At 39.7% G+C, this 18947-nt stretch carries 18 protein-coding genes and 1 riboswitch; of the genes, 4 read left to right on the forward strand and 14 right to left on the reverse strand.

The features are described 5' to 3' along the window. Positions 1-82: 82 nt before the first annotated feature. Together GHT08_RS12590 and GHT08_RS12595 are read right to left on the reverse strand one after the other, a co-directional pair. Positions 83-247, reverse strand: a complete 165-nt coding sequence (locus GHT08_RS12590) for an NETI motif-containing protein (protein ID WP_163581748.1) — start codon at positions 245-247, stop codon at positions 83-85. Continuing rightward, positions 237-845, reverse strand: coding sequence for a DUF2179 domain-containing protein (locus tag GHT08_RS12595; RefSeq protein WP_163581749.1), 609 nt, complete (start codon positions 843-845; stop codon positions 237-239). The genes GHT08_RS12590 and GHT08_RS12595 overlap by 11 nt, the downstream gene beginning before the upstream one ends. A gap of 102 nt (positions 846-947) precedes the next feature. Here GHT08_RS12595 and GHT08_RS12600 point away from each other — a divergent pair, with 102 nt between their 5' ends. Next, the gene (locus GHT08_RS12600; protein WP_163581750.1) at positions 948-1379 is read left to right on the forward strand and encodes an Hsp20/alpha crystallin family protein; all 432 of its coding nucleotides are present in this window, start codon (positions 948-950) and stop codon (positions 1377-1379) included. Positions 1380-1429: 50 nt separating this feature from the next. Here the strand turns inward: GHT08_RS12600 and GHT08_RS12605 are convergent, their stop codons facing one another. The 5 genes from GHT08_RS12605 to GHT08_RS12625 form a co-directional block, all read right to left on the reverse strand. Then, positions 1430-2590, reverse strand: coding sequence for a Gfo/Idh/MocA family protein (locus tag GHT08_RS12605; RefSeq protein WP_193568293.1), 1161 nt, complete (start codon positions 2588-2590; stop codon positions 1430-1432). Beyond that, positions 2581-3549, reverse strand: coding sequence for a sugar phosphate isomerase/epimerase family protein (locus GHT08_RS12610; protein WP_163581751.1), 969 nt, complete (start codon positions 3547-3549; stop codon positions 2581-2583). The genes GHT08_RS12605 and GHT08_RS12610 overlap by 10 nt, the downstream gene beginning before the upstream one ends. A 267-nt stretch (positions 3550-3816) precedes the next feature. Next, positions 3817-4929 (reverse strand): Gfo/Idh/MocA family protein, encoded by a 1113-nt coding sequence (locus GHT08_RS12615; protein WP_163581752.1) that lies wholly within the window; start codon positions 4927-4929, stop codon positions 3817-3819. Between the two features lie 13 nt (positions 4930-4942). Beyond that, positions 4943-5593 carry a ThuA domain-containing protein gene (locus GHT08_RS12620; RefSeq protein ID WP_163581753.1) on the reverse strand — a complete coding sequence of 217 codons (651 nt, stop codon included), beginning with the start codon at positions 5591-5593 and terminating at the stop codon, positions 4943-4945. Positions 5594-5595: 2 nt separating this feature from the next. Further along, the gene (locus tag GHT08_RS12625) at positions 5596-7179 is read right to left on the reverse strand and encodes a glycoside hydrolase family 43 protein (protein ID WP_163581754.1); all 1584 of its coding nucleotides are present in this window, start codon (positions 7177-7179) and stop codon (positions 5596-5598) included. 387 nt (positions 7180-7566) lie between these two features. Here GHT08_RS12625 and GHT08_RS12630 point away from each other — a divergent pair, with 387 nt between their 5' ends. Together GHT08_RS12630 and GHT08_RS22005 are read left to right on the forward strand one after the other, a co-directional pair. Beyond that, a complete protein-coding gene (locus tag GHT08_RS12630; RefSeq protein WP_337747526.1) occupies positions 7567-7947 on the forward strand; it encodes an S-Ena type endospore appendage in 381 nt (126 codons plus the stop codon). Positions 7948-8057: 110 nt separating this feature from the next. After that, on the forward strand, positions 8058-9464 hold the full coding sequence (locus GHT08_RS22005; RefSeq protein WP_193568294.1) for a BclA C-terminal domain-containing protein: 1407 nt from the start codon (positions 8058-8060) through the stop codon (positions 9462-9464). Between the two features lie 93 nt (positions 9465-9557). On the opposite strand, the gene GHT08_RS12640 is transcribed toward GHT08_RS22005, so the two are convergent. The 7 genes from GHT08_RS12640 to GHT08_RS12670 form a co-directional block, all read right to left on the reverse strand. Further along, entirely contained in the window at positions 9558-10472 is a 915-nt protein-coding gene (locus GHT08_RS12640; protein WP_163581756.1) for a BMQ_0737 family morphogenetic spore coat protein, read from the reverse strand. 226 nt (positions 10473-10698) lie between these two features. After that, positions 10699-12000, reverse strand: a complete 1302-nt coding sequence (locus GHT08_RS12645) for an NCS2 family permease (protein ID WP_163581757.1) — start codon at positions 11998-12000, stop codon at positions 10699-10701. A gap of 99 nt (positions 12001-12099) precedes the next feature. Beyond that, a riboswitch (purine riboswitch) is annotated at positions 12100-12202 on the reverse strand. Positions 12203-12273: 71 nt separating this feature from the next. Further along, the gene (locus GHT08_RS12650; protein WP_163581758.1) at positions 12274-12840 is read right to left on the reverse strand and encodes a DUF3267 domain-containing protein; all 567 of its coding nucleotides are present in this window, start codon (positions 12838-12840) and stop codon (positions 12274-12276) included. 212 nt (positions 12841-13052) lie between these two features. Beyond that, positions 13053-13895, reverse strand: coding sequence for a metal ABC transporter permease (locus tag GHT08_RS12655; protein ID WP_163581759.1), 843 nt, complete (start codon positions 13893-13895; stop codon positions 13053-13055). Further along, positions 13841-14551, reverse strand: a complete 711-nt coding sequence (locus tag GHT08_RS12660) for a metal ABC transporter ATP-binding protein (RefSeq protein ID WP_420370977.1) — start codon at positions 14549-14551, stop codon at positions 13841-13843. The genes GHT08_RS12655 and GHT08_RS12660 overlap by 55 nt, the downstream gene beginning before the upstream one ends. 52 nt (positions 14552-14603) lie before the next feature. Beyond that, positions 14604-16259: a metal ABC transporter solute-binding protein, Zn/Mn family gene (locus tag GHT08_RS12665; RefSeq protein WP_163581760.1), complete on the reverse strand. Its 1656-nt coding sequence runs from the start codon at positions 16257-16259 to the stop codon at positions 14604-14606. Between the two features lie 188 nt (positions 16260-16447). Next, positions 16448-17449 (reverse strand): ZinT family metal-binding protein, encoded by a 1002-nt coding sequence (locus tag GHT08_RS12670; protein WP_163581761.1) that lies wholly within the window; start codon positions 17447-17449, stop codon positions 16448-16450. Between the two features lie 447 nt (positions 17450-17896). On the opposite strand from GHT08_RS12670, the gene GHT08_RS12675 reads away from it, so the two are divergent. After that, complete coding sequence (locus GHT08_RS12675) at positions 17897-18418, forward strand: GNAT family N-acetyltransferase (protein ID WP_163581762.1); 522 nt, start codon at positions 17897-17899, stop codon at positions 18416-18418. Positions 18419-18947: the final 529 nt, after the last annotated feature.

The raw sequence follows: 18947 nt of genomic DNA on the forward strand, positions 1-18947 counted from the left end.
TTATTTACAAGAGGTTGATTATTATCATCAGAAAATTAAAAAGAACAGAATGAAGCGAACCATTCACGTATGGTAATGTCTCTTAATGTTCGTGTTTTACTAATTTTGCATCAAATACTATCTTTCTGCCATTAGGAACTGGTTGACCATTTTCTTCTATGAAAACTGGTTCCTCCACCCGCCTTGTCGGCTGATACCCTTCCTGTTTTATTCTATCTAAGCAATCATCAATGGTTTCATTCTCCATTACTTCGAACTTCTTCTTGGCTGGCTTCTTGTTGTTGTTCTTCTGCTTTTTGGACACTTTTGCGAATCCTCCCTCTCTTAACTTGTTTTACCCAGAACCCACCATGGATTTGTTTTGGTTCGTAGGCGATAATAAAGGCCTTCGGATCAATCGATTTAATCGTTTCGTATAAATGAAGCTCATATTTTCTCGGTGATAAAATTTGCATCGATAACCGGTCGCCGTCCATGCCGTACGCATACCAACTCGTTACGCCATAGCCTTTATCTCTTAACTGTTTTGTAAATGAGATATCTGGATCTGAAGAAATCACATTAACCGTAATATATCCAAGCGCTAATTTTTCTTCTATTTTTGAACCGATGACTACACCAAGGCCATAGCCCAGCCCGTAAGCCACTAGATTTTGAATCTCTCCTAAGTTATCTAACACGATGCCAAGACCTAGCGTATAGATCATGATTTCGAATATACTTATTGCTCCGGCAATATATCGTCTACCTTTTAACATAAGAATTACTCTTAGTGTGGATAACGATACATAGACAATATTGATGATCATAATAATAGTAATCATCATAAACGCGTTTTCAAGCATTTTAACACACCTCCGCTAATGCACAACGATTTGTCAAAGTCATATCTTATAACATAGCGAAACCATTTTATCACAGCAAAAAGAGAAAGGGGAGAGGTAATTTTGGATCCGTTTCAACATATGCATGATTGGAAAAATAACTTAGATCAATTCTTTGGCGGCAACTTTTGGGACGACTTTGAACATATGGTTAAACCGCCAATTCCAGCAGTTAATATGTACGAATTAGACAATGAAGTAATCGTTTATGTTAATTTGCCCGGAATTAAGGATCGTAAACACGTGAAAGTTTTCGTTGATTATGAGGTATTGGAATTAAAGGGGACGCTTTTTCCTGTTAAACAATCGGGAAAATTAATAAAGCAGGAAATCTTACATGGAGAATTCTCAAGAAAAATTGACTTACCTTTTCCAGTAAGGGAGGATCGTATTACAGCGACATTGAAACAAGGTTTGATGACGATCCACCTTCACCGGTTGGTAAATAATAAGAAGAAAAAGCATGCCATTGACATTGAGGAATTTGAGGAGTAGATGATAAAAACAGGAGAAACCATCAGTGTCGTCTCTCCTGTTTTTCCATATTATTTAATGGATACCCATGATTTCGTTTCTGATGATTTCTCTACTGCTTCCAAGATGACTTGGTTCTTCACACCGTCTTCAAAGTTTGGAGCAGGTTGATAATCTTCTGCGATACCACGGAAAAATTCATCAATTAAATGGATAAAGGTATGTTCATATCCAATAATATGTCCTGGTGGCCAATATGCTCCAACATATGGATGGACTTCTTCGGTACAATTGATCAGGCGAAAGCCTTGTGTACCCTCCTCATCATCCGCAAAGTAGACTTCTAAATTATTCATATTTTCCATATCCCAACGGATTGAGCCCTTTTCACCGTTAATTTCGAATTTGTTTTTGTTGCGGTTTCCTCCAGCAAATCTAGTTGCCTCAAATGTACCTAATGCGCCATTTTCAAAGCGGGCAAGAAAGGCTACAGCATCATCAACGGTTACTTCACCCATTTCATTTGTATCACCTTTGGCACTAAGACCTCCAGTCATCTCGCCGATTGGACGCTGTTTAATGAACGTTTCCATCGTGGCAGTGATTTCCGCGAATTCACCAATTAAGAAGCGAGCAAGGTCAATACTGTGAGCGCCGATATCACCTAACGCACCAGATCCGGATACTTCTTTTTTTAGTCTCCATACCAATGGAAAATTAGGATCCATTATAAAATCTTGTAAATAATTCGCTCGATAATGATAGACACGGCCTATTTTACCGTCTTCAATTAATTTTTTGGCATATTGAACAGCTGGTGCAAAGCGATAATTATGGCAAATCATATGTTTTACACCATTTTCTTCAACCGCTTGAAGCATTTCTTTTGCTTCCTCTACAGTTAGTGCTAGTGGTTTTTCGGTAATAATATGTTTTCCTGCTTTGGCTGCTGCAATCGCAATTTCAGCATGAGTATGGTTCGGTGTTACGATATCGATCACATCAATATCGTCTCGCTCGATTACCTTTTTCCAATCCGTTTCATAGCTTTCCCATCCCATTTTCTCTTGGGCTTCTTTGACCGCCTCTACGTTCCTACCAGCAATCACTTTTAACTCCGGTACCAACGGATTATCAAAGTAAAAGGGAAGATCACGATAAGCATGGCTATGTGCTTTACCCATAAACTGATAACCAATCATACCGATTCTTACTTTTTGATTTACGCCCACCACATTTCACCAACCTTTTCTTTAATTAAAGCATTTTTCAGAATTGCTACTGCTTTTTGGAATCCTTCCTCAACAGACATTAAACTGTCTTCATGTTCAATACTTACAGCACCTTGATAGCCTACTAGTTGCAGCGCACTAATAATTCTTTTCCATTCTTCTTCACCATGACCATAACCAACAGTACGAAAAATCCAAGAACGATTTAGTTCATCACTATATGGTTTTGTGTCTAACACACCATTTGCTGCTGTGTTTTGCGGATCAATTGCCGTATCTTTCGCATGGAAATGGAACAACGCATCATGCTCTCCAAGCTCTTTAATGTTAGCGACAGGATCCATTTGCTGCCAGTATAAATGACTTGGGTCAAAGTTGACACCGATATTTTTCCCACATGCATCACGAAGCTTCAAAGCGGTTTCATTATTAAATACGACAAACCCTGGATGAGGTTCAATGGCAATACGGACATTGTGTTGTGCGGCAAAGTCATTTTGCTCTTTCCAGTAAGGAATGACTTTCTCTTGCCATTGCCATTCTAAAACTTCAGGATGATCTTCTGGCCAAGCAGCAGTTACCCATACTGGATATTGAGAATACTCCGATTCTCCTGGGCATCCGGAAAAGGTAACTACCGTGTCGACACCGATCTTCTCGGCTAATAACACTGTCTCTTCAAACTGTTGATGATGCTGACCGGAGATATTTTGATTAGGATGTAATGGATTACCGTGACAACTAAGTGCACTTATTTCAATATTTCTTTCAGTAAAAGCTTGCTGAAATGCCGCTAATTTTGCTTCATCCGCTAAAAGCTCTGTCGGATTACAGTGGGCATTCCCTGGATATCCTCCTGTCCCTATTTCAACAGCTTCCAAACCTGCGTCCTTTACCTGATCAAGTGCTTCTTCTAACGACTTATCACCAAACAAAACAGCAAATACTCCTAACTTCATTTCATTCACCTCATTAAGTAATTTTTTTTAACCGGACAAAAGCCCGATAGATAACTATTGCTAACGTTTGTTGAGCGGACATTTAGTACGTTATTTAGATGAATAATAGCCTATTTTCGATGTTGGCGGGCATTTAATCCCTTATTTGGTACCTTTCGTTAAAAATCAGCATTAACTTCGATGAATAACGGAATAGCTGTCCGCTGATAGCCTAAAAACGTCATTTTTGTCACAAATAGCGGAACAAATGTCCGCGTTCTGCCTAAGTTACCTGGAGATCGACGTATTTTTATTAAAGAATGTTTCATCAATGCCTATTGGTAATGGTTCGGGTTGTTTACAACTGCTTGTTAATACATAATGTTTATTGTCACGTGATGCATCATGTACCCCGTGCATAATATCAAGTACATGAAATGCCAACTGTCCATCTGTTCTTGCCGTCCGCTTATTCTCAATAGCATCAACCATATCTGCGAGACCCAACCCACGGCTATTATCACTAAAACCGTGTGTCAAAGGTACTTCAGACCATTCTTTATGCTCTTTTCTTCTTATATAAACAGGACCACCAAAATTATTCGGATCCGGGACAGAAATCGTACCTTCTGTACCGTAAATTTCAATTTTCGGAAGCTGATGGTGCCAAGTATCAAAGCTTGTAATAATAGAAGCAACTGAACCAGATTCAAAATCAAGTACCCCGTTAATCTGAGTAGGAACTTCTACTTGAATTTTTTTACCGTAATTCGGTTCACTTGTGATCGTTCTTTCCTTATAAGTCATTTGAGCAGAGCCAGTAATACGGGATACCGGTCCCATCAAATTGATAAGAGCCGTTATATAGTATGGTCCCATATCAAACATTGGTCCTCCGCCTTCCTGATAATAGAAGGTAGCGTCAGGATGCCAGCTCTCATGACCCGGAATCATCATAAATGCTGTGGCAGAGATTGGCTTTCCAATCCAACCATCATCGATCAATTTACGTGACGTTTGAATCCCTGCTCCTAAAAAGGTATCTGGAGCATTACCGATATATAATCCTTTTTCCTGTGCCACTTCTAACATCCGCTTACCGTCTTCTCGGCTAACTGCTAACGGCTTTTCACCATAAACATGCTTGCCATTTTCTAATGCTAGAATCGCTATTTCTGCATGAACTGCTGGAATTGTTAAATTAATAACTAACTCAATATCTGAATCCGCTAACAATTCTTCTGTTGTGTATGCCTTCGGAATTCCGTATTCCTGAGCACGTTCCTCTGCACGTTCTTTTACAATATCTGCAACTGCTTCAATCTCATAATTGCCAAACCTTGCTGCATTCTGTAAATAAATACGACTGATATTACCGCAACCTATAATTCCAACCTTCATGTTGACTCCCCCTTTATCTGCTTGCCCAAGTCATTCCGTTTCTCATTAATTTCATTACTTCTGGCATACGGACAATTTCAGCTACATGACCTAACCCACAGTAATACACTTTTCCTTCGCCCCATTTTTTCGTCCAGACTACCGGCATATCTACTTCACCATTGGTCTGATAAGGCCCTTCTGCTACTGGAAAACGCGTTGTCGCATGCACCTTCACAGCAGGATCAACATGCATATAATATTGTTCCGATACAACGGTAAAATCCTCCATCCCTTCTGTTAACGGGTGATCTGGATCTACTATATGTACATGATAGGAAACACCGTCATTACCCGGATGTGCTACCCATTGGCCACCGACCATAAATTGATAGTCTACTTCCCAGCGGAATGAATCTCCCATACCGCCATGTAAACCAGCTAAACCTGTACCTTGAGCCACTGCGTCTAATAGAGGTTGCAGTTGTTCTTTTTCGATTGTACCTTGTGTCCAGTTCGGAACAATTAAGTCATATTGGGTTAAATCATCTTCTTGCAATGTTGTTAACGTATCCGTTATTTTAACATCAAAGTTTTCTTCCTTAAGAATGTCACCTAAAATATCTGCCACTTCTTTTGGTTCATGACCTTCCCAGCCACCTTGAAAAATAAGCGCTTTCTTCATGACTATCCCTCCATTAGTAATCTTTTATAGTGAAAATAATCGAAATCTGCATGTTTGCGCTGACCACTTAAATCTTGAGCGGCCACTCCAACAAATGTTCCAGTAAAACGAATGTATTCGGCGTCATCATCGGAAAGATGCCCTATATCTATTTGTTCTCCGATCGTTTGCCAGTTTCCTTCTTCTGTCGCGTAAAAGAATTGTAAAAGGTGGCAATGAATCTCTGCTTTTAAATATATTTCCGTGTTTTCTGGTAATGCGACATCTTTACCGAGCAGTTCATCATACTCACCATACTTCGTTTCGATGATACCTAAACATTTACCATGCTCCTCATGCTCTGTTACTCGTAAATAGACAAGATCATTGGTATCGTAGTAAATCATTAGTCCAGCCATTTGTTGAAAATGATCGGGATGGAAATCAATTTTGGTTTCGACCTCTACATCGAAATGTTCCAGCCTTCTCATCAACATACTTTGTCGATGGAACGAACTTACTGATTCTTCACCAAACAAACGTAAATAACTAGGTCTGTCTGTTAAGTTAAACCAATCTCCATCAAAGGTCCGTCTCAATGCATTCCAATATTTTAGTAGTTTAATATCATTAAAATCATCATAGTTTGGCAGTTTTTCCGCTTCAAATTCTGGTAGATTAGGAGCTTCGACTATATTGCTTGGATGTGGTCCATCTACAACTCTAATCCAGTCATCATCTGTCCAATAGCATTTCTGTATCGCTGTTTCTCTCCCTAATATACACTTGTCGTCAATAACAGGACGTCCACATAAATGGGCAATATACCATTCACCGTCTTGTGTCTCTACAAAACAACCATGCCCCGCTTTTTGGAGCTGATTTTCTTGCGATTTATCAGAAGTTAGAATTGGATTAGTGGGATCCACTTCATATGGACCATCAATCGATTTGGAACGTGCTACTGTAGCTGCATGAGTATACCATGTACCACCTTCAGCAGTTAACAAATAGTAGTAGCCGTTTCGCTTATATAAATGAGGGGCCTCTGTTAATCCTAGTTCCGTACCTCTGAAAATATTCTTAATTGGGCCAACTAATTTTTGTTCAGTAGGCAAATACTGCTGTAAAGCTATACCTGCAAAAGAATTCGTTCCTTTGCGATGGTCCCAAATCATATTTACAAGCCACTTCTTACCATCGTCATCATGAAAAAGAGAAGGATCAAACCCACTACTGTTGAGATAAATAGGTTCTGACCATGGTCCCTCGATATTCTTCGCTGTTACTAGGTAATTATGGGTATCTTTAAATGCTCCCTGTCTGCTTTTGACATCCGTGTAGATTAAGTAAAAAACACCATCGGCATAAGATAAGCATGGCGCCCAAACGCCTCCTGAATTAACATTACCTAACATATTTAACTGTGATTCTCTTGTTAACGGATAACCTATTAGCTCCCAATTTATTAGATCTTTAGAATGATAGATTTGCACACCTGGAAACCACTCGAAGGTGGAAACGGCAATATAATAATCATCTCCCACTCTTACAATTGACGGATCAGGATGGTAGCCAGGTAACACTGGATTTGTTATCGTTTTCATTTTTGCCTCCTTAGCCTTTCACTGAACTTGCTTCAAGTCCAGTTACTATTTCCCTTATGCTATAAAGTATACCAATAAAAAAGGTAAACTTCCAAATGTAAGGGCTCACATAATCCGAGATTTCGTTCAATAATATAAAACTAACTTTTATATTATTGACATAGTTGCTTACTTATTTATATTTTTTCGTCCAAATGAAGCTTATCCAATATATTGGTCCATATTTCTTTATCTCCTTCCGCATATACTACGAGTGATACATGGAGAAGGAAGGAGAATCACTCGTTTGTTCTCATTTAATAGATTCCCAGATGACAACAAATCCCTTAATCTTTTTTCTTCCTACTCATAATGAATAACTTGGATGAAAGGGTGAGTAATGGGAAAATGGGGAAAATTTGCAGCAACTGTCATTCATCTGTTTGCTCTCAGGCTCCAGATTGTAATTTTGTAATGGATCAAGTTTGTGTTGGTTGGAGTTCTCCTCAAGGCGTTTCACAGGATATATATGTCGCTTCCGGCTTGAATATAGTAGCTTCAGGTTACTTAGCATATGATGAAGGGGCTTCAGATTTTGTAACTTTTAGCTTTTTCAATGGTGGTGAACTAGTGGGGGGGCCACTAACAGTATATGAGGGTAGTAGTGTAGCATTCACCAGTATTAATTTTACCCGAATCGAAGTAACTGTACCGCCGGGCGCTGAAGGCGATATAGCAATAGGACAATTATGTATTACGCCGCGTTATCAAATAGAATGTGATTTTTAGTTCCATTGTTTTTAACTCTGTTAGCTAAATTTCATACTTCACTATTAACTGTGATCTGTTTTCTGGAGGTAGTTTTTCTGCATAACAAATATTAAAGAGGTGATGATTCATTGTCAGGCATTAATTTTCATGATAGTAGTGGTGGAGGATGCGCACGTGGACCTCGAGGACCTGAGGGACCGGTTGGGCCTGAAGGACCGGTTGGGCCTGCTGGGCCGGTTGGACCTGAGGGACCTGCTGGACCGATCGGACCCGAAGGACCTGCTGGGCCGGTTGGACCCGAGGGACCAATTGGACCTGAAGGACCGGCTGGACCCGAAGGACCTACTGGACCTGAGGGACCTGCTGGACCGATCGGACCCGAAGGACCGGCTGGACCTGAGGGACCTGCTGGACCGATCGGACCCGAAGGACCGGCTGGACCTGAGGGACCTGCTGGACCGATCGGACCCGAAGGACCGGCTGGACCTGAGGGACCTGCTGGACCGATCGGACCCGAAGGACCGGCTGGACCTGAGGGACCTGCTGGACCGATCGGACCCGAAGGACCGGCTGGACCTGAGGGACCTGCTGGACCGATCGGACCCGAAGGACCGGCTGGACCTGAGGGACCTGCTGGACCGATCGGACCCGAAGGACCGGCTGGACCTGAGGGACCTGCTGGACCGATCGGACCCGAAGGACCGGCTGGACCTGAGGGACCTGCTGGACCGATCGGACCCGAAGGACCGGCTGGACCTGAGGGACCTGCTGGACCGATCGGACCCGAAGGACCGGCTGGACCTGAGGGACCTGCTGGACCGATCGGACCCGAAGGACCGGCTGGACCTGAGGGACCTGCTGGACCGATCGGACCCGAAGGACCGGCTGGACCTGAGGGACCTGCTGGACCGATCGGACCCGAAGGACCGGCTGGACCTGAGGGACCTGCTGGACCGATCGGACCCGAAGGACCGGCTGGACCTGAGGGACCTGCTGGACCGATCGGACCCGAAGGACCGGCTGGACCTGAGGGACCTGCTGGACCGATCGGACCCGAAGGACCGGCTGGACCTGAGGGACCTGCTGGACCGATCGGACCCGAAGGACCGGCTGGACCTGTAATAACTGAAACTTCTGGTTTTGCAGCTAACACTTCACAATCAGCTATTTCAGTTATACTTGGAGGTACACCTGTACCTTTACCAAATGCACAGAATTTAAATGGCATCACAGCCAATGCCGCAAATACGGTTTTCACCGTTTCTGAAACCGGTAGATACTTTATTCAATTCAATGTAAACTTCACGGCAGGACTATTAGTTGGTGCACGCCTTTTAATAAATGGTACACCGTTAGAGAGTTCGGAAAGAAACCCAGTTCTTACAGTTAGTAATCTAAGCGCATTTGTTATTACAAACTTAAATGCTGGAGATACCGTAACACTTCAACTTTTCGGTTTACTAGGGCTAGCAACATTACAAGCTGGGCAAGGTGCTGCATTAACCATCGTACGATTAGATGACACACTTGTGTAATGAACAAAAGGCTTTTCGTCAGTATTAGACGAAAAGCCTTTGTTTTATGGATTAAGTAGAGGAGATTACAGACAATGAATAGCATGTTAAACCTTAATAACAATTATAGACACTTTCACGTATATCTTTTCTTGGTTCACATAAGTTTCCTTCTATATGAACAATTGCTTTATAAAAGGATTGAACACTTAAGCAAAAATCTATATTCAAACATACTTTCCAACAATTTTTATAACGGTTTTCATCGATAATATTGGCACTGCAATTAATTTGATCTATTGAACACTTAACCTGTGTGCCTTCAGGTGCACAAAGAAGCACTGTTTTCATAATAGATATGGGAAACGTACACAATACAACACAATCATCACTTGCATTCACAATTTTCACCGTTACATGACCTTCTAATAGTATACTTACTTTCTGCAAAGATATTTTCCCGCTTCTTGACGTATGAAAAGTCTCACTTCGCCTCGTTATACTTCGACTAATCTCTCTGCACACAAACGGATTCTCTCTATCTGTCCGTATTGGATCTCCATTTTCATCTGATAAAAAGCATGAAACTTCCTTTGGATTGTCATCTACATTTGCTTCTTCACAAATCAGGTAATGGACAACTATTGTTAACATTGCCTCACAATTTATTTCGTCCCCACAACCATTTGCACATAACACAGAAAGTTTTTCTAATTCACCAATCGTCCCACTGAACGTATTACTTTCCGATACTTGTGCTATTTCTTCATCGTTAGCAAATATAATCAAATCGCACGAACAACTTCCTTTGTGCTCAATCGAAAATGTTGCTGCATTAACCGTATCTCCAACAGCCTGCCAAATAGTTGTTGGGAAGTTGTTCTGGCAATTGACATTAAAATTTATACAAATACAATCTTCCATTTCTTTGACACTCTGTCTCACCGGAATGAATTTGCATTTGCTAATTTTGTCATCTATTGTAATCCAATCATAAACAATTGGCACTTTTACACAATGTTCGGGCATTCAAACACTCTCCCGTCTATTAGTTTATAGTAGTATATGCCCGTCTAACATAGCCTGTGTAGTCAGTCTTTCATAGTTACGTAAAATAAATAGGTATAACAAATAAGAAATAGGTAAAATAGTGAAGCACAAACAACTAGTTTGGATAGAAACAGTTTTGAGAGGGATGATAGCGGAAATTCACTCAAAACGAAAGCTCTGACAAATGCCAGAGCTTTCCATTACTTTAATGTAAAAATGCCAAATATAAGACGAAGATAACAAATAGGAACCACATCACTGGGTGAATTTCTTTTGCTTTACCTTTCGCTACCTTTGTAATCGGGTAGAAAATAAAACCTACCGCGATACCTGTGGCAATACTGTATGTTAATGGCATGGTTACAACTGTTAAAAACGCTGGTACAGCCACATCAAATTCATCCCATGGAATGTCTTTTAAGGATGATGCCATTAATACCCCAACAATGATTAATGCTGGTGCTGTCACCGCAGAAGTAACTACTCCTAACAATGGGGAAAAGAATAATGCTAAAATGAATAATAATGCTGTGATAACCGATGCAAAACCAGAGCGTCCACCTGCACCAACACCTGTTGCAGATTCTACATATGAAGTAGTTGTAGATGTTCCTAAAGTTGCACCCACAACAGTAGCAGCTGAATCTGAGAATAACGCTTTTCCTGCTCTTGGTAGTTTATTATCCTTTAATAAACCTGCTTTCGAAGCAACTGCAACTAACGTACCTGCCGTATCAAAAAAGTCTACGAATAAGAACGTTAAAATAACGACTAGCATTTCTAAAGTAAATACTTCCCCTAAATGAGCAAATGCTGCACCAAATGTTGGAGCCATACTAGGTACAGGCGCAACAATTTGCTCAGGAATTGGCACCTGACTAAAGATCATCCCAACAATGGCTGTGATGATCATCCCGTAAAATACGCCACCTTTCATCCCGATAGCAAGTAGAATAACAGTGATCACAATACCAAAAACCGCCAACAAAGTAGTCCCCACCGTCAAATCACCTAATGCAACTAAGGTAGACGGATCTGCAATAATAATTTCAGCATTTTGAAAACCAATAAATGCAATAAACAAACCAATACCTGCACCAACTGCCAGCTTTAAAACAGAAGGAATTGCATTAATTACTTTTTCACGAATACCTGTAAGTGTCAAAATAATAAAGATAATACCTGATACGAAAATACCCGCTAACGCTGTTTCCCATGGGATTCCATGACCTAGAACAACTGAATAAGTAAAAAATGCATTTAATCCCATCCCTGGCGCAAGCGCAATAGGATATTTAGCAAAAACCCCCATAATTAACGTACCAATTGCTGCAGCTAGAGCTGTTGCAACGAATACTGCATTCTTATCCATACCTGTTCCATCTGTAGCTAACATATCAGGATTAACAAACAAAATATAGGCCATAGCTAAAAAGGTAGTAATACCTGCTACTGTTTCCGTACGATAGTTTGTCCCCAATCGATCAAATTCAAAATATTTTCTCACTTTTACTTTCCCCCCTATAATTCATTAGCCAAACAAAAAACACTCTTAGAGATTCCAAGAGTGTTTCTTTACAATTCGGCGTAGTTTAAATAAAAATAATATATCCTACATCCTCCTCGTAGTCAGAGCAATTTACGGTGCTCTGGTAGAAACTCTTGGGCCATATTCCCAACATTATACGACGAATGATTATGGTTAATATGAAGTTGCATTAATATATTACTATATTACTAGGCAGCTTTCATTTAGTCAAGACTAAATCCGAATATTTTTTTATCTTTCTATAGTATTGTTCGTTTTTAATACCTCAAATATTTTAATCCCTTCTGCAGTATCTTCTATCAGAATCGGGCGATTTTTGTTACGCCATAACTTATAGCAATAGTAAAAGTCCCCAACACAACCAGATGTATGTATCGCAAACAGTAAATAGAGGGCCACCCGATTAATGGGAAAAATAAACGACAAAAAAACTAATAAAGTGATAATAACAAAAGGCATGGTCACAATCACAGTGAATTGTTGTTTGTTGTATTTCGTGCCCGGATTAGCTGCATAAAGCATGCCAATTTTAAATCCATATTGCACTTTGGACCCAGGAGCAAAAATTTTAAAGAAGATGCCATGAATCCATTCATGCAAGAAGAAGGTAAGGACTAAAGTGATGAAGAAGCTGAGTAAACCTAATGCAGTAATAGGGACAGACCCTTCTGGAGGCAAGAATAAACCAAATCCACCAACTAACAACACGAAGAACATCACCATAGCCCATACATTCAACCATATAACTAACTTTCGATCAACCAAGATATTGATTTCATCAATCAACTTTAGGTTCAATTGTATTCCACCTTTTTTCTTTTATTTTAGCATAAATTGGAATAGAAAATCCTAGAACTTTATCACTTTAATGTTCTTAGCTAAGCGCAGAGCTATAAACCAGAAAAGTCGGTTTAACTGAGACATCTACTTTGGGAAATGTTGTGTTTAGTCATGAACAGAAGTCAAAAGAAGTCGCAACATTTTCTAAAGTCGCGACTTCTTTTCTATTCTCATATATTACTTTTCTTAAAAAATCTTTCAAATTTAATGTAACCAAATACATTCTTGATAAATGCTGTGATAGCAAAAACGACAATTAAAATTAATGTAATCGTAGCTCCCGGGGGAGTACCTACTTCATAAGAAGCGACTAAGCCACTTAACATCCCAATTAATGCAATAACTATTCCGATTAAAATAACACCATTAAAACTTTTACTTAAGCGCATCGAGATAGCAGCAGGTAAAACGATAATGGCTGAAACCAACAAAGCCCCAACGATAGGCATAATCACAGCAATTGTTATTCCTGTTAATACATTAAACAAAACAGACATCGTTTTGATAGGCAGCCCAGCGGTGAAGGCTGTTTCTTCATCAAATGTCAAAATATACATAGGCTTGCGAAAAACTAAATATAGTAGACTAATAATAATGGTAAGCATTAATAACATCCATACTTGCTGTTCACTAATGGTAACAATCGAACCAAATAAAAATTGGTTGATACTTAAAGTTGCCCCGCCATCACTTAATCCCATCAGGACTAATGCTAGAGCCATTCCGGCTGACATCAAAATCGCAATAGAAATTTCCGAATAGGTGCGGTACACCGCACGCAAATATTCCAGTAATATCGCAATCACCGCTACCACTAACATATTGGTCCATGTTGGATTAACACCAATTAACAAGCCCAGTGCTACACCTGCTAAGGAGACATGGGATAACGTGTCTGCCATTAGAGATTGTCTACGTAAAATTAAAAACAAGCCTAAAACTGGTGCAATTAATGATATTAAGAGTGAGGCTTGGAAAGCTCTTTGCATGAATCCATGGAAAAACATCTCCACGGTGAGTCCTCCTTCCTCACTAGCTCAATATGTTTATCAGCATAGTGGCGAATTTCTTCATGATCGTGTGTAACCATTAAAATTCCCTTACCATGTTCACTGCTATTATGCTTCAATAATTTATAGAATTCCTCACGAGAATTCACATCCATTCCCGTTGTAGGCTCATCCAACACAAATAAATCAGGATCTGTTGCGAATACACGTGCGAGAGAAATCCGCTGCTTTTGTCCACCAGATAACTCCCCTATTTTTTTATGACGCATGTCCCACATTCCCACTGATTCAAGTGAACGTTGGACATGCTCCTTGTCTTCTTTATCTAAACGTTTAAACCATTTACCTCTCTGATAGCGACCGGATTGTACAAGCTCCAGTACAGTGCTTGGAAAGCCAGCGTTAAAAGAAGCAACTTGCTGAGAGACATATCCGACAACTAACTTCTCACCCAAACGATTTTGGGAAGCAATTTGGACACTACCTTTCGATGGCTTAAGTAATCCCAAAATATTGCGTAATAGTGTCGTTTTTGCTGCACCATTTTCACCTGTTAGCATTACAAAATCTTCTGCATCTACTTCAAATGAAATATTTTCTAACACTGGTTCTTCTTCGTACTGAAAGGCAAGGTTTTTCACTTCAATATAATGCACCATTAAGCGACCTTTCTTTTATGATATTCTTTCGACTTATGATTTAAAAATCCTGTTATTGAACACTTAATTGTAAAGCTTCCAAATTCTGACGCATCGCATCCACATATCCTAAATCCTCTGCTTGTAATTCTTCAGACAATACTTCTAAATCATACAAAGCTGCTGTCTCTGTTCCTGTTTCAGTAGCGACCGTTTCTGCTATTGCTGAATTAGCACCCTGTTGATAATAAATAACTGGAACATTATACTCTTTCACAAGGTCTCCAATCTCAGCAATACGCGATGGACTTGGTTCTACTTCTGTAGATAAACCGCCAATTGCGATTTGCTCTAAATTATATCGTTGTGCTAGGTATCCAAATGCTTGGTGTTGCACTACAAACGCACGATTCTCTGCATCTTCAAGAGCAGTCTGATATTCTTCATCTAATGCTTGAAGCTCTTCATTAAAGGCTTCTGCATTTTCTTCATAAATTTCTTTCCCATCTGGATCTGCTTCAATTAGTGCATCACGAATAACATTCACTTGTTCTTGTGCTAATACCGGGTCTAGCCAAATATGTGGATCGTGTGATTCATGATCATCAATGACAACGGACACCGGCTCTGATTCCGCATACGTATTATGATCGTTGTCATAAAGTACCGCTTGTACTTTGAAACTTTCTCCAGTCGTTTCATACTCAAAGTGATCGGTATCTTGACCAGATACAACTTCCCATTCCTCTTCTTCACTTTTACGTGTAAACCAGTGCCAATGATCATATTCTAGATCTTCATTGAGCTGAGCAACAAGTGTAACTACATCTCCTGTATGATAGTGATCCGCCAAGCCGGCGATTTCAATGGCACCAGTTCCATTTTCATGATCCTGACCAGATTCCTCGTCATGATCATGTTCCTCGTCTTGACCATGTTCGTGATCATGCCCGCCTTCGTCACCATGATTATGATCGTGTTCTTCTTCGCTATGGTCATGATCGTGACCATCGTGACCATCATGATCATCAATGACAATTTCTACTGGTTCTGATTCTGCATATTCATTATGTTCGCCATCGAACAGTACCGCTCGGAGTTCGAAACTTTCTCCTGAGGCTTCATATTCGAATTCAGGTCCTCCATGATCCGGAATAGTTTCCCATTGCTCATCAGCATTTTCCCTTGTATACCAGTGCCAGTGATCATATTCTACATCTTCATCTAGTTCCGCTGTTAATTCGATCATGTCACCAGTATGATAATGATCCGCAACACCTTGAATGTTTATATTTCCAGTAGCTTCATGATTTTCCTCATCCTCATGATCATGGTCATGGCCATGGTCTGATCCTTCAGTATCAACTAAATCAACACCATCTGCTGTACGAGCTATTACAAGCTCATCGTTCTCTATGGTATTTAATAAACTCTCAACCCAATGTTCCATTTCTTCGCTACTGTATACAAATGCATCTGCTTCATTGACACCTGCTACATCTTGTGCACTTGGTTCATAATGGTGTGCATCTTCACCGGCAGAGACCATCAGTGATACATCCGCTTGATCCCCTGCTACTTGTTGAGTAAATTCATACATTGGATAAAACGATGTGACAACTGATAACTTTTCATTTGCAGTGCTTTCACCCTCATTTTGATTACATCCCAAGAGAGTAGCACACATAATGAAACTAAATAAAACAGTGACTAACCAATTTCTTTTCATTATCCATTCTCCTTACACCACTTTATACGTAATGATTACGATTTAAACACTAAAAAAATACCTTCTTTGTTATATTCCTTACATTTTTTATTATCTTATGATAAAGTCAGACTTCCCTCAGCAGGTTTGTTAGCCCTTGAGGGTTAAAAAATTCTTATCCAACCATTGTAATAACGCCATTCAAACAATTAATGTGCTAGCATTTCCTGAACGATTCCATCCTTATCTAATTCGGAAGGATAATACGTTGGCCAATTCGTAACTTCCTCTAACAGTTCTTCACGATCGTCTCCCCAATATAAGTGATAATGATGAGAATCAACCGGGAATATATTATGATCACTAAATTGAATATACTGAGGCATTTCATCTGATCCATCTACTAATTCAAATATAAATCGTACACCTCTATTACCTGCTTCATAAGTAAGAATCTCGTAACCATCTGATTTGTACTCTCCTGTATATTCATCCCCATTTTCAAAAAAGGTTACCTGGCCATCTTCAATAATAATGCGTTCAACATCTGTTTTGTATCCAATAGTGTAGTATTCCTTGTACTCTTCCTCTGTCATATCTCCATCTTCTGCTTTATGTTCAAACACTTCGTCTAAATCTCCAGATAAAAGATATGGATAAACCGATTGCCAATCTCCTTCCCAATCAGACAATTCACGATCTTCTACTTGACTATCTTCAAAGTAACCTTCATAGATTTGTTGACTTTCTTCATCATGTCCATGATGGTCATCAATAACAACCTTAACTGACGCAGACTGAACACTCGGTTCGTGATCATCATCAAATAAAACAGCTTTAATTTCTAACCCGTTTACTGTCGCTTCTCCTGTAAACGTTTCTGTTTCTTGTCCTGACACAACTTCCCATTCAGCGTCTTCACTTTCTCTACTATACCAGTGCCAATGATCGAACTCTGAATCTTCCTCTAAGACTGCAGATAACTCAATTGTATCTCCTGTATGATAGTGGTCAGCAACTCCTTCGATTTCAATACCTTCTGGTGCTTCTATCTCTTGTCCTTCGTCTTCATGATGGTCGTGTTCTTCGTCTGTATGTACTTCTTGTTCTCCTTCCTCTGTTCCATCCACTTGCTCACTTTCTGTACCTTGACATGCTGTCAGGAAACTGATTAACAATAAAATTGATAAACTTGTGAGTAACCTTTTCATTTTTCTTTCCTCTCCTATACATTTTTTCTTTAATCATCATTATTACGTTTTGGATAGCAGCATTTATTTATCTTCTCGACCAATAGATTTAAGTTTAAACCTACCTAGCAACGTTCTCCTTTCTATAAAGAATCAATTTAACTATCCAAAAAAACTACATAAATCGTAACCATTACGATTATATGATATTATAAACCATTGAAACCAAAACGTAAATAGTAATGATTATGATTTATGCGATGTTAGTCATTTTGTTTGGGAGTCGTTAGGAAGTTGGTCATCTTTTGATAAAAACTATTATTCTTTTAGCTTTAATCGGTATGAAGAACAGCAAGCACACAATTTAAAACCATTTGCTATCTTTAAGAAATGCGTTTTGCTTGTTAAAGCGGTATAAACTCGTTAATAATAAAAAAACACATTTTAAAAAAAACGGAGGATTAAACTATGTTCGTCTATACACGAAAAGCAACATTACATGATGCAGAAGCAATCATGTCGATTTTAAATGATGGAATTGCCTATTTAAAGGAGCAAAAGGTGCCACAATGGCAAAATGGAGAAGGCCCGACACTTGAATTAATTAAACAGGATATCGAAAAAGGATATGCACATGTCTTAATCTACGATAACAAGGTAGCGGGGTACGGTGCGTTAGTTCCTGGACCAGAAGCGCCTTACGAAAATATAACGGAAGGATCATGGGAAGAACAAGAAGATTCTTACATCGTTATCCATAGAATCGCGGTAGATTTACAGGTCCGTGGGAAAGGGTTATCTAAAATATTATTACATGATTTAATTGTACTCTCACGTCAAATGGAATTTAAAGATGTACGTGTTGATACATATCCGAAAAATGAGATTATGCAAAAAGTGATTGTGAATGCAGGATTTAATTATAGGGGAATGATCTATTTTCCTATTGAACACGGTGAGCGTAAAGCATACCAGCTTTTGCTTGATTGATAGTTAGACTAAAAATAGCCCAAACCGATGGTGGTTACCCCCAAAGTTAGAGTTTTATTATGAAGCTGATTGGCTGAATTGAGTTCGGTATTCAACTGGACTCAATCCAGCCCTGGTTATACGGATAGGGCAGTTCCTTGGAAGGGGGCGAGTTCATTTTCCAAAGACTTGGCTTTCGGATGACGGAGTTCTTCGCCAAATCTTAGAATAACAATAACCGATAGTTTGTTTCATTATAGAGTTTCGTGCCGTTCGTGACTTCAACAACAAGCCCGTTGGGGTTGCTGATTAGTAGCGGCAGCATGTAGTGACTTATAATGATATGGATGTCTATGGCCAGATTTAGCATACGCATCCCGTTTTCTAATGAATGTTCCCACACAGGGACATTCCACTCTACCATTTATTCGCCGCCCCAGATATTGTTGACCAAATTATTCGGTTGACCATGCCCGCGTTCAATTCCAGCGATTAAAGCCTGAATCTGAATAGGATCGAGGTGATCGATTGGCACCGCAATTCCGGTGCC

Source organism: Gracilibacillus saliphilus, from assembly GCF_010994085.1.
Lineage (GTDB): Bacteria > Bacillota > Bacilli > Bacillales > Amphibacillaceae > Gracilibacillus > Gracilibacillus lacisalsi.